At 43.7% G+C, this 14,994-nt stretch carries 16 protein-coding genes; 13 read left to right on the top strand and 3 right to left on the bottom strand.

Features of this window, described 5'->3' with window-relative positions; translation table 11 throughout:
• Nucleotides 1-245: 245 nt before the first annotated feature.
• The 11 genes from ACI882_RS13010 to ACI882_RS13060 all read left to right on the top strand — a co-directional run bounded on the left by ACI882_RS13010 (nucleotide 246) and on the right by ACI882_RS13060 (nucleotide 7,510).
• Nucleotides 246-635, top strand: coding sequence for an ankyrin repeat domain-containing protein (locus ACI882_RS13010; RefSeq protein ID WP_411746291.1), 390 nt, complete (start codon nucleotides 246-248; stop codon nucleotides 633-635).
• 106 nt (nucleotides 636-741) lie between these two features.
• Nucleotides 742-1,020 carry a type II toxin-antitoxin system RelE/ParE family toxin gene (locus ACI882_RS13015; RefSeq protein ID WP_411746290.1) on the top strand — a complete coding sequence of 93 codons (279 nt, stop codon included), beginning with the start codon at nucleotides 742-744 and terminating at the stop codon, nucleotides 1,018-1,020.
• Complete coding sequence (locus ACI882_RS13020) at nucleotides 1,020-1,313, top strand: HigA family addiction module antitoxin (RefSeq protein ID WP_411746289.1); 294 nt, start codon at nucleotides 1,020-1,022, stop codon at nucleotides 1,311-1,313. The genes ACI882_RS13015 and ACI882_RS13020 overlap by 1 nt, the downstream gene beginning before the upstream one ends.
• Nucleotides 1,314-1,389: 76 nt before the next feature.
• Nucleotides 1,390-2,163: a class I SAM-dependent methyltransferase gene (locus ACI882_RS13025; RefSeq protein WP_411746288.1), complete on the top strand. Its 774-nt coding sequence runs from the start codon at nucleotides 1,390-1,392 to the stop codon at nucleotides 2,161-2,163.
• A gap of 31 nt (nucleotides 2,164-2,194) precedes the next feature.
• A complete protein-coding gene (locus tag ACI882_RS13030; RefSeq protein WP_411746287.1) occupies nucleotides 2,195-2,578 on the top strand; it encodes an MAPEG family protein in 384 nt (127 codons plus the stop codon).
• Between the two features lie 83 nt (nucleotides 2,579-2,661).
• On the top strand, nucleotides 2,662-3,276 hold the full coding sequence (locus tag ACI882_RS13035) for a hypothetical protein (protein WP_411746286.1): 615 nt from the start codon (nucleotides 2,662-2,664) through the stop codon (nucleotides 3,274-3,276).
• Nucleotides 3,277-3,703: 427 nt separating this feature from the next.
• Complete coding sequence (locus tag ACI882_RS13040; RefSeq protein ID WP_411746285.1) at nucleotides 3,704-4,705, top strand: serine hydrolase domain-containing protein; 1,002 nt, start codon at nucleotides 3,704-3,706, stop codon at nucleotides 4,703-4,705.
• Between the two features lie 129 nt (nucleotides 4,706-4,834).
• On the top strand, nucleotides 4,835-5,209 hold the full coding sequence (locus ACI882_RS13045; protein ID WP_411746284.1) for a hypothetical protein: 375 nt from the start codon (nucleotides 4,835-4,837) through the stop codon (nucleotides 5,207-5,209).
• A 54-nt stretch (nucleotides 5,210-5,263) separates the two neighbouring features.
• On the top strand, nucleotides 5,264-5,740 hold the full coding sequence (locus ACI882_RS13050; protein ID WP_411746283.1) for a hypothetical protein: 477 nt from the start codon (nucleotides 5,264-5,266) through the stop codon (nucleotides 5,738-5,740).
• A 65-nt stretch (nucleotides 5,741-5,805) separates the two neighbouring features.
• On the top strand, nucleotides 5,806-6,105 hold the full coding sequence (locus ACI882_RS13055; RefSeq protein WP_411746282.1) for a DUF6958 family protein: 300 nt from the start codon (nucleotides 5,806-5,808) through the stop codon (nucleotides 6,103-6,105).
• A 211-nt stretch (nucleotides 6,106-6,316) separates the two neighbouring features.
• Nucleotides 6,317-7,510, top strand: coding sequence for a hypothetical protein (locus tag ACI882_RS13060; RefSeq protein ID WP_411746281.1), 1,194 nt, complete (start codon nucleotides 6,317-6,319; stop codon nucleotides 7,508-7,510).
• 120 nt (nucleotides 7,511-7,630) lie between these two features.
• On the opposite strand, the gene hemN is transcribed toward ACI882_RS13060, so the two are convergent.
• The 3 genes from hemN to ACI882_RS13075 all read right to left on the bottom strand — a co-directional run bounded on the left by hemN (nucleotide 7,631) and on the right by ACI882_RS13075 (nucleotide 11,905).
• Complete coding sequence (gene hemN / locus ACI882_RS13065; RefSeq protein ID WP_411746280.1) at nucleotides 7,631-9,010, bottom strand: oxygen-independent coproporphyrinogen III oxidase; 1,380 nt, start codon at nucleotides 9,008-9,010, stop codon at nucleotides 7,631-7,633.
• 27 nt (nucleotides 9,011-9,037) lie between these two features.
• Nucleotides 9,038-10,162, bottom strand: a complete 1,125-nt coding sequence (locus tag ACI882_RS13070) for an NnrS family protein (RefSeq protein WP_411743565.1) — start codon at nucleotides 10,160-10,162, stop codon at nucleotides 9,038-9,040.
• A gap of 246 nt (nucleotides 10,163-10,408) precedes the next feature.
• Entirely contained in the window at nucleotides 10,409-11,905 is a 1,497-nt protein-coding gene (locus ACI882_RS13075; RefSeq protein WP_411743566.1) for an aldehyde dehydrogenase, read from the bottom strand.
• Nucleotides 11,906-12,139: 234 nt separating this feature from the next.
• On the opposite strand from ACI882_RS13075, the gene ACI882_RS13080 reads away from it, so the two are divergent.
• On the top strand, nucleotides 12,140-13,456 hold the full coding sequence (locus ACI882_RS13080; protein WP_411743567.1) for an aspartate aminotransferase family protein: 1,317 nt from the start codon (nucleotides 12,140-12,142) through the stop codon (nucleotides 13,454-13,456).
• A gap of 24 nt (nucleotides 13,457-13,480) precedes the next feature.
• Nucleotides 13,481-14,971, top strand: a complete 1,491-nt coding sequence (locus ACI882_RS13085; protein ID WP_411743568.1) for a CoA-acylating methylmalonate-semialdehyde dehydrogenase — start codon at nucleotides 13,481-13,483, stop codon at nucleotides 14,969-14,971.
• Nucleotides 14,972-14,994 lie beyond the last annotated feature (23 nt).

A 14,994-nucleotide genomic window follows, 5' to 3' on the forward strand; every position in this document is an offset into this window, starting at 1 on the left:
AACGGGCTCGTAAAAACGGCACCAACGCTGCACCGATCTACTGAACTGAAAACCTGGTGGGCAGGTTTGGGCTTTACTTTATCGAATGTATGAATGTGTGTGAATAACTAATAAATGGATCATACAAGGCCTTGCAGTCGGAACAAAACATGCTGTCATGCCTTTTGCTGGCGCAAAAGCCACGCCAACTTGTTTTGTCCGCTGAAGAGCGGCGTTAAATTTCTAAAGCAATATTTTGGGGTGTCATGGATCCAGAGCTGCGAAAGGTATTTTCTTATGTCAAATCAGTGCCAGACTTTGCATTGATTAATGTTGACTCAGTTGAATCACGAAATGGATATGGTGATACTCCATTGCACATAGTTTGCGTGGGTGGACATAGTGAATGGGCAAAAGTTTTATTGGCCAATTCTGCGGATATTAATGCTGTTGGTGAATTTGGTTTTACACCTCTTCATTATGCAATTGAACATGAACAATTAGATGTCATAAAGCTCTTGTTAAAATATGATCCCTCTTTAATTAGAGATTATGATGGCAATACGCAACTTGACCTAGCGTTACTAAGCGGGAGCTCTGTAATAATTGAACTTATCGAACAGAAATTTAACAAAAATCGGCTGACAGACCACTAGCAACTGTCACACTTTTTTGAAACAAAAATCCGCCAGCAGCTAGTGGCTGCAGCGAAAATAGTTAAACTCCATTGTTGCGCGGTGCGCATCGTGCTATAGTCTCCTTATGATTAAAACATTCCGTCACAAAGGACTGAAACGGTTCTACTCAACTGGCAGCACTGCTGGTGTATTGCCTGACCATGCCAAGAAGCTACGTATGCAGCTTGCTGCTCTGGATACCGCCGCATCAGTTGAAGACATGGCTATCCCTGGCTTTCGGCTTCATCCACTGAAGGGAAAAGACAAAGATCGGTGGTCGATTTGGGTCAACGGAAATTGGCGTATGACGTTCGAGTTTCGGGATGGCAACGCCTACATTCTTAATTATGAGGATTATCACTGATGACTATGCACAATCCGCCGCATCCTGGTGAGTTCATTCGGGAGGTATACTTGGAGCCTTTTGGCATCAGTTCCCGTCAACTGGCTACCAGTCTGGGCGTTTCTCCTTCCACTTTGTCTCGGTTGCTCAAAGGGGATAGTGGTATTAGCCCGGAAATGTCTCTGCGGCTATCCAAGGTTCTCGGGCGCACTCCCGAGAGCTGGTTGTCGATGCAAGACATGTATGATCTAGGTGTGGCTCGTCGGACAGTTAATTTGGATGGTATTCATCCTTTGGACTTCGAAGCAGCTTAACCAGTGGCTGTTGCCGGACGCGCCTACGCTGCGCTCTGGCACGCCGCAAAGCCAAGCGTAAATTTTAAGGAAATTTATGAGCTATTTTTCACTTACGGAAGCAGCTGAAAGATATGATGCCTATCGTCCTAAAGTCCATAGTATTGTATCGAAATGGCTGCAAGACGCAGGAGTTACTCATAAGTTTAAAAATTCTCTGGATGTAGCATGTGGTACGGGAGATTCGACGCTTCCATTGATTGAATTAAGTGACAATGTTATCGGTATTGATTTGTCTAAAAGTATGATTGAACGAGCTGAGGTAAAAGGCTTGTCAGTAAAGCAGCTTGGATATGAAAAAGCTTATGAACTGGGGAAGTTTGACCTAATCACTACCTGTATGGCATTCCACTGGTTTGGTTTCGATGAAGCGTTGAAAGCCTATAAGCAGGCTTCGTCAGACAATGCCATTTGGCTGATTTATAATTTTTCGTTTGGTGGTAGTGAAAACTCGGATGAGTTTAATGATTGGTTTGTTTCAACTTACCTTAAAAAGTTTCCATCTCCAGCTCGTAATGGAGAAGTCGCAGATTTCGAGAAGGCTGAAGGAATGAAGTGTTTGGCAAGCGGTAAAGGGGTGCTGCCCATTAAGTTCGTAGACAAACATGAGTTAACTAAATATTTAACTACGCAATCTAACGTTGAAAACGCGGTTAAGGCGGGTTTGACATACAGCGAGATTGAAAAAGAGATTGAGGCTATGCTTCAAGACTTCGAGTTAAGCACAGAATTTCGTTACAACTATTCATATGATTTGTACCAATTCACTACACAGGCAGTCGACGCGAAAAAAATCACGCGTAACTGCTGAAAACGTTATATAACCAAATTAGGGGGATGTGATGTTAATCACAATTTACTACGCTGCAATTCTTGCTCTGTTGTATGTATACCTAACCTTTAGAGTTATTGGTATTCGAAGAATTGCTAAAGTTTCAATTGGTGATGGTGGCAATGAAAAATTAAGCCGCGCCATAAGAGTTCATGCGAACTTTTCTGAATATGTGCCTTTCACGTTATTACTCATCTATTTTCTTGAAATACAAAATGCCAATTCAATAGTGTTACATATTTTGTGTAGTTTGTTGCTGATAGCAAGGTTTCTACATGCTTATGGTGTAAGTAATATTAATGAAAAATTACAATTTAGAATACTGGGAATGATAATGAATATATCTGTACTTGCAATAAGTTCCTTATATTTACTACTAACAGGAATTGTATAGCAAGTCGCTCAAATCGGAGAGGGAATAGCACCCGCCCGCTTAGCTGTGGCGTTAGAACACAATAATCTAGGTACGTTTTACTTATGGATGAAAAACTAAAAAACTTTAAAGTGTCTAGCAACGGAGACTTAGATTTATTTTGGAGTAAGCTAACTTCAGAAAATGGGTGGTCTCTATCTTACGCGAAGGAAGTGTTTTCGGAATACAAAAAATTCGTATGGTTGGCAAAAAATAGCAGAAGTAGGGTTGTGCCTTCAAAAGCAATCGATAGGGTTTGGCATTTACATATGACTTTCACCAAGTCGTATTGGCATGACCTCTGTACGGATGTTCTTAATTATGAGCTTCATCATATACCTTCCTCTAAAAACAGTAGATCTGAAGAGCTAGATAGGATTGGTTATAAAAATACTTTAAGACTGTATGAGGCTGAGTTCGGGGTATTTCCTCCCGCTGAATTTTGGCCTGATTTTTCAAAACGAACATTTAATCGATTGAAGTATCTAGTGTTCCCTTTCTTTACAGTTACCTTTTTAACTGCCTGTAGCCTTTCTTCTAAAGAAGATTTCATGACCACATTGAAATGGGGACTAGGAATTTATATTGGTTATAGAGTGTTGAAATGGCTTTCATCTAATAGCGGCTCTGGTGGTAGTGGTTGTGGTAGCGGCTGTGGAAGCAGTTGTGGTGGGGACTAGGTTCTAATAAAAACATGTGGCGGAAAAAATTGCGCCGCTGCGCGCTACAATTTTAATTGCGAATATTGGCGTTAAGTGTCTGACATGAAATGTACAAAATGCTTAGAAGAATTTGAAACATCAAAGTGGCTAATGTTCCCCTTAATAAGGAGGGTCTCAATTGCCTGTCCAAATTGTGGTGTACGTTATACAAATAGCCATTGGCCGCCGATGATTGCAGGGTTTTTGGCTGGGGTAGTTACAGCTGAGCTTCGAATCTATGAAATTGAATACCTACAGGTTTTTACATTCCCTATTGTTTTTTCTATAGTTTGGGTACTTTTAGCATTGAGATGGCCACTTCGAAGGATTGGTCCTAACGCATAACAAGTGCAAGGAATAGACGCCGTAGTGCAAGTGCTACAGTCGTTACTTTTAAGGAAACAAAGTGAAAGAATTTCTGGAGGCGTTAGCTTCCAATATAAAAGCACCAGGAGTTGCGGTTTGCATATCAACTGCTGACGGAAATATGAATCATGCAGTATATGGGCTAGCAGACGTTGAAAATAATATTGGTGTTGAACTCGAAAGTGTTTTTAAACTTGCCTCAGTTACTAAGCAATTTACTGCATTCGCAATAGTTCGCTTAATAGAAAATGGATTGCTATATTTTAATTCTGTGGTATCAAATTTATTACAGTTACCTAAAATCGACAAAAGAATTACCGTCAGACACCTACTGAATCATACGTCTGGAATACCCAGTTATACTGAATTGCCTGAGCAGTTTGCTCCATTTGAATGTATTGAGGCAAGCCATGACCAAATGTTGAGCGTATTCTCTGAAGAGCCTCTTTTATTCAACCCCGGCGAAGGTCACGAGTACAGTAATTCTGGATACTATCTTCTAGGCTTGATAATTGAACAGCTGTCAGGAGCTTCCTTTGAAGATTTCTTGAAAACTGAATTCTTTATACCGCTTGGAATGATAGAAACTTGCTATGCTTACGATAGACAAATAATAAAAAATCGAGTCACGGGCTATGACTCTGAAGTTGGAAATACGATCGAAACTGGTTTATTAAACTGTGAATACATTAGTATGAACCCTCCTTTTTCTGCAGGAGCAATCTGCTCTACTATTCGAGATATGCATTTATGGAGTGAAGCAATCTTAAATAACAAAGTAGTTGGTGCTGAAATGTTTAAGGAAATGTGTAAAAAGTCGATTTTGGCCTCGGGCGAAGTGGTCGATTATGGGTTCGGCTTAAGAATTTATGAAAAGAACGGAATAAAGTCAGTAGGACATGAAGGTGCATTGCCAGGCTTCATGAATATGTTCATGCTATACCCAGAGCATGGAATTGGAATTACAGTCCTTACGAATAGTACTTCTAGTGATCCTTGGTTACTTGAAGAAAAAATCGCGGAAAGAACAGTGGCAGTCTAAAATTAGGGCATCGATTACTGGTAATGGTGGCAGAACTTGATGTGTAACAAGCGATTATACAGGTGGAGTCTCCGTTATCAAAAATTTACTAAGTGAACCAAGCGTTGTGTTTAAATTGAGATTATCGCATTGAACAGAAAAGCATACCTGTCTAAGCTATTTCGCTGGCAAAAAGGCCGTCAGAATACTGGATACGATAAAATGCTCATCGGCGGTGGCTTGTGGCCTAATCCATTTGATATGTACATTCTTCGTTTCAATGAGGGTCAGGGAATACCGCCACACGTGGATCAAGTTAAATCTGGTGAACATTACAGATTAAATATTATATTAATGGCAGCTAAATCCGGTGGTGATTTCATCTGTACTAACCCCATCTACGAAAATTCGAGAGTAAAGTATTTTCGCTCAGATGTATCAGAGCATGCTGTAAGCAAAGTGACTAAAGGATGCAGGTATGTTCTAAGTATTGGCTGGGTCAAAAATAAAGAGCAAGACGTTTGATGTACGCCAGTTTGTGGCAAACCAGATCTAACAATAGAAAATTGAGGGAATAACATGAGTGAATCTTGCCCATTCTGTAAGTTTGAACGTTCAGATTTCAGGCAGTCCCATAACTGGAATTGTGCCCATTGTGGTAAGGACTATGCCGACTGGCTTTTAATGATGAAGTCGAGTCAAAGCTCGCAATCTACGCCCGAATCTAAAACTGAAACTATTCGCAAAGAAACAACATTGTTCTCAACAGATGAGCTGCCTTTAGAAGCCAAACCGGTGAAGGCGGCTCAATCGTTACTTGTTTTAGTTGTTCTAATACTACTGGCTCTAAATTTTGTCATTGAAGGAATTTTTTCTTGGTTAGGACCCGTTACGGTGCCTTTAGTCAGCTACTATGCATTAACCATTTATAGGTCGGGTTTTGCGCTCGGTAGGAATGAAGTTTATCAGCGTGAAAAAAATCCATTAATGTTCAGAGCCCATTTTTTTGGTGCAATCGCTCTTGTTTTAGCTGCATTGGGTTCTATGCTAATTTGAGCAGGCCACCATTTTAGTGGTAAACACGTTGCAAGGCATGGACGTTAAGTCTTATAGGATAGGTTATGGCTAAATCAGAGAAAATTGAAATCGAGAATATTAACACGCCTGGTAGAACCGAGCGGGTTGATCGTGTTAAGTACGAAGAAATGAGAAAGGCTATGTTAAAGTCCATTCCATCGAATGCTCCGGGGTTAACAGCAAAAGAAATCAAAGAAAAGCTCGTATCAATTGTGCCAGATGAATTATGGCCAAACGGCGAAAAGATCGGGTGGTGGCAAAAATCTGTTCAACTTGATTTAGAAGCTAAAGGGCTTTTAATTCGTGATCCCAAGTCAAAACCGCTTCGATGGTTGAGGCCCTAGAAATAGAGACAATCTAAAAAGTAGTTTTGAGTTTAATTCCATTCTAGAGCATGCAGTAAAAGGCCAAGCAAGTAAGCTCAATATAATTAAGTACCGAGTAATGGCTTTATTGATGAAGGGCAAGTCATACTCTCGGCTATGGACGTAAGCTATTCCGACGTTTAATATTTAAACATCGAATGAAACTTTACTTAGCAGAAAGGATTCCCAAATGGCCGAGCTTCACAGCAACCTGTATGTCAAACACGCCGATCCAAAAATACATGCACTGTTCCAGCAACTGTTCAGCGCATTAGGGCAAAGCCCTGAGCTACTTGTTGATATTGCTGAACAAATCAATGTTGATGATGGTCAAGGCATCATGACTACCTTCTTAGAATCCGCAGCGAAAGAATATGGTGAAATTTATCCTGAGTCCGTTTGGGCCACTCAGGGCTATCACGCCATGCACCTAGTGAGCGGATCTTCAGGGGATTACCTTACTGGCGCGCTGGTAAAATTATTTGCAGATCTAGATCCTTCCTGTGAATCTTTAGGATGGGGTTGTGGGGACGATGACCCATGGGAGTTCTGGTTCAAGTGGGATGCAGAGCGTGTGATTCGAAAAGATGATCAGCCCTATGAAGGTGATGACCAAAGGATTAAAGACACCATTTATCGTTGGTGGCACGAAGGCCTTCCAGAAGAATTCCTCGAAGGTTTTTTAAACAACGATGAAGATGATGAAGAAGACGAAGAAGATTTCGAGGATGAAGATGAGTCAGACTCGGAACCGATGACCGAAGCAGAATATCAAAACTGGGTGAGCCATTTACGTGGACACGCCCGTAAAAGTGCCCCTGATGATCAGGTCGCTCAAGGGTTAGAGTCACCTATTTCTGGAGACGACGTGAAGGAGGCACTCGGCGCGTTGGGTGATATTTTTGGGTCTATATTTGGTGGCCAATCAACTAGTTCCGAAACTGAGACATCTTCCGGGTACAATCAACTTGATAAGGATACGGTATCGCAGGCCCAGTCTGAATACCTTGCAGGTTTCGATCAACTCGATGCGCCAACTATTTTGAAATTTGTTTCACCTAAACTTACAGGGCAAATCGAAATGATCGAAGATGATCAAACACTGACACTGCCTTCCTCTTATGCAATGTATAAAATGGGTGTCAATATGATGGTCAAACCCAAAATGCAGATGAAACAACTCAGCAACCAATGGGAAATTGCCAGCATCGAAGAAAACGCCATCACCACACGTATTGAATCGGTCGTACAATACGTCGATCCCGAGCAAAAGGTGTTAATAAAAACTGCAAACCTTGAAGTTTTCACCTGGAAATTGATTGAAGGTGAATTGAAAATCACCGATATGCACTCAAAAGAACTCTCTAAAGAGGTTGTGAATTAACGGGTTTTCCGATTTCTATTCGTGAAAATTATCCTGATAGTCTGCTTGCCATTTTAAGCAAACTATCAGTTCCAAATGAGCGACCTATAAAAGTTGTATAGCCAAATGCTGATACTACGGCTAAATAACCTTAGAAAACTGAATGATACTTTCACTCGGTTTTAGGTAAGCATCGAAAATCATGGCGATGTTGCGCAATAATAATTGCCCTGTAGGGTTTACGATTATTTTGTCTGGGTCAATGCTGAGCAAACCATCATTTGCCATTTCTGCCAGTGCTGCTATTTCCGACTGGAAGTAGTCGGCAAAGTTAATTTGATGTATTTGGTTGATATCTTGATAGTTAACTTCTGTTTGACACATGAGTGACTGAATCACGTCGCGTCTAATTTGGTCGTCTATGGTTAGCCGGTAACCTTTATTCGTCGCTAAATGACCACTCTTAATCAGTTCAAAATAACTTTTTTCTTCACGGCTGTTCTGTGCGAAACAGTTACCAATTTTACTTATTGACGTCATGCCCATGCCAATTAGGTCGCTGTCGGCGTGAGTGGAATAGCCTTGAAAATTGCGTTGTAAGGAGCCTTCTTTTTTTGCAATGGCGAGTTCATCTGTCGGTAATGCAAAGTGGTCCATACCTAGGTAAACGTATCCGGCTGCTTGGAGTTTCTTTATGGTCATTTCCAATATCGCCAATTTTGTCTTTGCAGAGGGCAGGTCGGCGGTAATAATGAGCTGTTGCGCCTTCACCTTGTTGGGCATGTGCGCGTAGTTATAAATGGCGAGGCGTTCTGGTCTTTTTCCTAAAACAATGTCGAGTGTTTTCGCAAAACTGTCGACGCTTTGAAAAGGCAGCCCGTAAATTAGGTCGATATTAGATGAGCGATAACCCATCTCTCTGGCGGCATCTAAAACGTCAAAAGTTTGCTCAATAGTTTGAATGCGGTTAACTGCCTGCTGTACTTTGGGATCAAAATCTTGAACACCTAAACTGATTCGGTTAAAACCAAGCTCATGGAGTAGTGGTATGGTTGTCGGCCGAACGGCACGTGGATCGACTTCTATCGAAAACTCTCTCGTATTGGCATCGGCTACATTAAAATTATCGTATACCGATTGCATTAGCGAAGCTAACTGGTCATCGCTCAAGTAGGTGGGTGTGCCACCCCCTAAATGAAGTTGGGTGACGGTTCTTTTTGAGCCAACCAGTTTGGCTTGCTGTTTTATTTCGCTGGTTAGGTGTTCTAAGTAGGGAATCGTCCGTTCGTTTTTATGGGTAATGATTTTGGCACAGGCACAGTAATAGCAAAGTGACTTACAAAATGGGATGTGAAAATACAATGAGATTGGCTTATTGGTTTGATTACTTAAGGCGAGCTCATCTCGATAATCTAGTTCTTTAAAACTGGGGTTAAAGCTCAAGGCTGTGGGATACGAAGTATAGCGTGGCCCAAAGGTATCGTATTTTTTAATTAACGAGGCATCAAAGTTTATGTTCATGGCGGTATCCTAAAAATAAGAGTGCGGTTACTTGCAATGAGTGGTCGTTGGCTTTCTGAGCAGATGGCTGGTGAGCCAGAATAAAGCAACGGCCCAGGTAGTGGCTGATATCCAAAGCAAGGGGCTTGAATAAGCCCAAAAAATTTCGCTAGCGTATCGTGTTAATGCTGATACCGAGATAAGGCTGAGCGTGAGCAGTAATAAAGAATTTGGCGGCGGTGTGCGCACTTCTTTTTGGTAGTGCAAGCGCGCCATGACGCTGATTGAAAGGCTGCCAATGGCACCGATGGTAATAATGTGTACCGCACCGGTAGTGGGTTTGCCAAAAACTAGGGCGACGCCGATGATGAACAAGCCTAGGCTGAGCCAAGCGTATCCGACACCTAAGCCAATAATGTCAAGCCGTGCGCGGCAGCGCCAGAGTTGCCATCGGTAGAGTCTAATTAAGTTAACCGCGGCGACCACAATGACCATTGCACCGGTCAATACGGGTGAGGTGTTGAGCAGGGTAAGCATAGCGGTGATGGGCAATAGGAGAATCAGCAATCCTTCTAATTTGGGTTGAACGCGTGCCTTAAGTTCGTAACCTTGTTTGTAGCATTCTCCGGCGGCGGCTGGTGCAATCATCCGGCCAGCCATAAAGGACATGAGCAAGCACAGCATTAAAACAGAGGAAATATAAACGGAACTGTGACTGATGGGCCAGTTGTGAAGTTTTAAGATTAACCACAGTAGCGGAAAGCTGCAGATTGATACAATGAGCGGGCTGATCATTTTGTTGCGCCACTTTTTTGCGGCGCGAAATCGCGGGTAAACCTGCAACGCTAAATACAAAGCAAACATGGGGCTGAGAATTTGCGCGATAGCACTATCTGGAAAGCCCATAAAGCCAACCCGCGCCACCAACCATAAACCGAACAATGGCCATAACTTATACGCTGGCATAATGCCGAGGGTATAGCCTGCAATGAGTGCCAAGGCGAAACCGAAGAGCATTTCATGCGCATGACCTATCCCAATTAAACCCGTCGCTGGCCCACCAACCCCGTAACGGGCCGCCAGGGTAAATAAAACCGCAAACGCAGCTTGAAGCGCCGCCGCAGGGAAAAAAACTCGACTGGCATTAATCTTAGTGGAGAGTGACATCGGCATAGAGAAAACAACGCTTGCTTAAAGATGTATTTATTATGCATCTTTAAGCAATAAAAGCAAACTTCCTTCGCTTGGGCACCAAGTCACCCTAGATCGGTCGCTGCAAGCGCCTCCATGCGCGCTAAACTTCGGCATCCATGCCTCAGATTCCCGATCAAGGGCAACTTGGCTCCCAAGCTAACCTAGGCGGCACGCTATGTTTTATATGTTACCCGCAGCTCGCAGCCCAAAACCCGCAGCTATTTTTCACAACTTAATCCAAGTCGCCTTAAGCTCGCTGTATTTATCAAACGCATGCAATGACTTATCACGACCATTACCACTTTGTTTAAAACCGCCGAAAGGTGCAGTCATGTCGCCTCCGTCGTATTGGTTTACCCAAACCGAACCGGCTTGTAGTTTGCGTGCAAAGCGATGTGCTCGGCTTAAGTTGCTGGTCCAAACCCCAGCGGCTAGGCCGTAGATAGAATCATTGGCAATGCGTAAGGCTTCCTCTTCATCTTTAAAGCGAATGACTGAGAGTACTGGGCCAAAAATTTCTTCAGCGGCGATGCTCATGTCATTTTGCACGTGCTCGAAAATAGCCGGTTCAACAAATAGGCCGCCTTCAACCGGAGCTACTTGGCTGCCTCCTTGGGTGAGTTTAGCGCCTTCGGCTTGGCCTTTTTCAACATAGCCTAATACGCGTTGCAATTGAGCATCATCTACTATGGCACCTACATTGGTATTCGGGTCTAGTGGGTTGCCTGGACGCCATTTTTTCATGGCTGCGCGTACTTTTTCCGTAAATGCATCGGCAATGCTTTCTTCAACCAATAAACGTGAACCGGCGGTGCAGACTTCGCCTGAGTTAAAGCAAATGGCACCGGCGGCTTCTTCTGCGGCTTTGTCTAAATCGGGTGCGTCAGCGAACACTACGTTAGCGGATTTACCGCCTGCTTCCATCCATACGCGTTTCATATTTGATTCACCCGCGTAAATCATGAGCTGTTTTGCAACGCCCGTTGAACCGGTGAACACTAGCGTATCAACATCCATGTGCAGGGCGAGGGCTTTACCGGCGGTATGGCCGTAACCAGGCAACACGTTGAATACGCCATCGGGAATACCGGCTTCTTTGGCGAGTGCGGCTAAGCGAATAGCAGTTAAAGGTGACTTCTCTGAAGGCTTAAGAATAAATGAGTTACCCATGGCTAAGGCAGGCGCGAATTTCCAAGAGGCCATTATCATGGGGAAGTTCCATGGCACTATGGCTGCTACTACGCCCATTGCTTGGCGGGTAACAAGGCCTAACTCATTGGGCGAAGTTGGCGCTATTTCATCGTATATTTTGTCAATCGCTTCGGCGGTCCAGCTAACGGCTCGGGCGGTCCCGCTAATATCAACCGTACGAGAGTCTGCGATGGGCTTACCCATATCTAGGGTTTCAAGTAGCGCCAACTCATCTGCATTTGCTTCTATAAGCGCGGAGAATTTTAATAACACTTTTTTACGAACCGCCGGTGGCAATTCAGACCAGGCCCCCGATTCAAAAGCGGCTCTTGCGGCTTTAACAGCGGCGTCGGCGTCGGCTTTATCGCAGGCTGCAACGTTTGCTAGAAGGCGCTGGTCTATTGGCGAGCGACATTCAAAAGTAGCGCCATCTGCCGAATTGACATAGGCACCGTTAATAAAAGCACGAGATTCTATTGATAATGACTTTGCTGCTGCTTGCCAAAAACCTAAGTCGTGTAAGTTGGCCATATCGTCTCCGCTTGGCGTAGTTTAAGTTTGATGAACATACTTCATTTTACCCATCTGTATCAATATTTCGAACACAAATAGTTTAATATTTACGTCTTTTTAATAGATTTTTCCAGTAATGGCGGGCGGTGAGAGATAATTTCTTATATTTCCATGCTTAGCTCTTGATGTTTTATTTATTTGACATAAACTCGGTTCTATCTGTTCAATATAAAATACACTAAGGTGCGAGTTATGACGCAATCAACCCCTGCGAATTTAGATGCTTTTTGGATGCCGTTTACGGCGAATCGTCAATTTAAGTCTAAGCCGCGAATGCTCGTGTCTGCCGAAGGCATGTATTATAAAACTGAAGACGGTCGAACCATTTTAGATGGTACTGCTGGCCTCTGGTGTACAAACGCAGGTCACTCACGAACAAAGATCACCCAAGCGGTGAGCACTCAAATTCATGAACTTGATTTTGCGCCGACTTTTCAAATGGGTCATCCGCAAGTGTTTGAATTGGCCAATCGTTTAATAAAACACACGCCTGATGGTATTAATAAGGTGTTTTTTACGAACTCGGGCTCTGAGTCAGTCGATACCGCTTTAAAAATAGCCTTGGCGTACCATAAAGCACGTGGAGAATCGTCTCGTACTCGTTTAATTGGACGTGAGAAAGGTTATCACGGCACCGGCTTTGGTGGCATTTCAGTTGGTGGCTTAGGTAATAACCGTCGTGGTTTTGGCCCGTTATTAAGCGGTGTAGATCACTTAAAGCACGCTTGGACGCCAGGCACAGAATTCACCAAAGGCTTACCAACTGAAGGTGCGAACCTTGCCGATGAATTAGAAACCATGGTTGCGTTACACGGCGCTGAAACCATTGCCGCCGTTATTGTTGAGCCTATCGCGGGTTCCGGTGGTGTTTGGATGCCGCCGGTGGGTTACTTGCAACGGTTACGCGAAATTACCAAAAAATATGGCATTTTTTTAATTTTAGATGAAGTGATTACCGGCTACGGCCGAGTAGGCGATGCGTTTGCTTCTTGTCACTTTAATGTAACGCCCGACATCATCACTACCGCTAAAGGTTTGACTAACGGTGCTATCCCAATGGGTGCCGTGTTTGTCAGTGATGATATTCATCATGCATTTATGACCGGTCCAGAAGAAGTCATTGAATTGTTCCATGGCTATACTTATTCAGGCCACCCAGTGGCAGCGGCAGCGGCTATAGCCACATTAGATATTTATGAACAAGAAGGCCTTTTTAATAAAGCCAAAGAACTGGGTGGTTACTTTGAAGAGCAGTTGCACAGCTTAAGAGAGTTTGATGTGCTAAAAGACATTCGCAACTACGGGCTGGTAGGTGCTATTGAATTTAAGTCAACCGACAAGTTTGGTGAGCGTGGCTACAAAGTATTTGAACATTGCTTCTGGCAAAGTAACGCCTTGGTGCGTTGTACGGCCGATACCATTGCGGTGTCGCCACCCCTTATTTTAGAAAAATCACACATTGATGAATTGGTTGGCTCGTTACGTGCCGCTATTAAAACATTGTATTAACCGCTCAACGACTAAAGGTTTTTTATGACACAAATTACACATTTTATAAACGGTACCCTGTCCTCGGCGAGTGCGCGTTCTGCCCAAGTTTATAACCCCGCATTGGGCAAAGCGGTTGCTGAAGTTTCGTTGGCATCTGTTGCAGAAGTGGAAGCGGCGATTGCTCATGCGCAAGCGGCCTTCCCAGCTTGGTCTGCTATGAGCCCGTTAAATCGTTCACGCATTTTATTCAAATTTAAAATGTTATTAGATGAACGTATTGATGACCTTGCTCGTGCCATTACCATCGAGCACGGCAAAGTGTTTGAAGATGCCAAAGGCGAAATTATTCGTGGTATTGAAGTCGTTGAATTTGCTTGTGGTATTCCACAAATGCTTAAAGGTGAAATTACTGAGCAAGTGGGAACCGGTGTCGATGCTTGGTCATTAAGCCAGTCGTTGGGTGTGGTAGCAGGGATCACGCCGTTTAACTTCCCGGCCATGGTACCTATGTGGATGTGGCCAGTTGCCATCGCTTGCGGAAATACCTTTATTTTAAAGCCATCAGAAAAGAACCCAACTGCATCAATGATGATTGGCGAGTGGCTAAAAGAGTGTGGTTTACCTGATGGTGTGTTTAACGTAGTGAATGGCGACAAAGAAGCCGTTGATGTTTTGCTGACCCATAAAGATATCCAAGCCGTAAGTTTTGTCGGTTCTACTCCCATCGCTGAATATATTTACAGCACGGCCAGTAACCATGGTAAGCGAGTACAAGCATTAGGTGGCGCTAAGAATCACATGGTTGTTATGCCAGATGCCGATATTAGCGCAGCGGTAAATGCCTTAACAGGTGCGGCTTTCGGTTCTGCCGGCGAGCGATGCATGGCCATTTCAGTTGCGGTGGCTGTTGGTGATATCGCCGATGAATTAGTCGCAAAGCTTAAAGAAAAAGCTGAGAACTTAAAAATTGGTAATGGTGAAAACTTAGGCCTAGATATGGGCCCACTCATTAGCAAAGAACACCACGCAAAAGTTAAAGGCTATATTGATGCCGGCGTGAAAGAAGGTGCAACCTTGGTTGTTGATGGTCGTGAGCTATCGGTAACCGGTTGTGAAAATGGCTACTTCTTAGGCGGCACCTTGTTCGATCACGTAACAACCGACATGACGATATATACCGATGAAATATTTGGTCCTGTTCTTTGTGTGGTTCGCGTTGACGATTATGCAGCGGCGGCAAAAATGATCAATGATCATGAATACGGCAACGGCACATCAATCTTTACTCGTAGCGGTGCGGCGGCGCGTAAGTTTAGCCATGATATTCAAGTCGGCATGGTGGGTATTAACGTGCCCATTCCTGTACCAATGGCGTTTCATAGCTTTGGTGGCTGGAAGCGCAGCTTGTTCGGTGCCAACCACATGCACGGACCTGAGGGTGTGCGTTTTTATACTAAGCGTAAAGCGGTGACAGCTCGCTGGCCTGAAGGTGATATCGGCGGTGCCGAGTTTGTTATGCCCACGATGAAGTAACAAAATCACGGCTGTCTCATAGC

It is taken from the genome of Reinekea sp. (assembly GCF_046710285.1).
GTDB lineage: Bacteria > Pseudomonadota > Gammaproteobacteria > Pseudomonadales > Natronospirillaceae > Reinekea.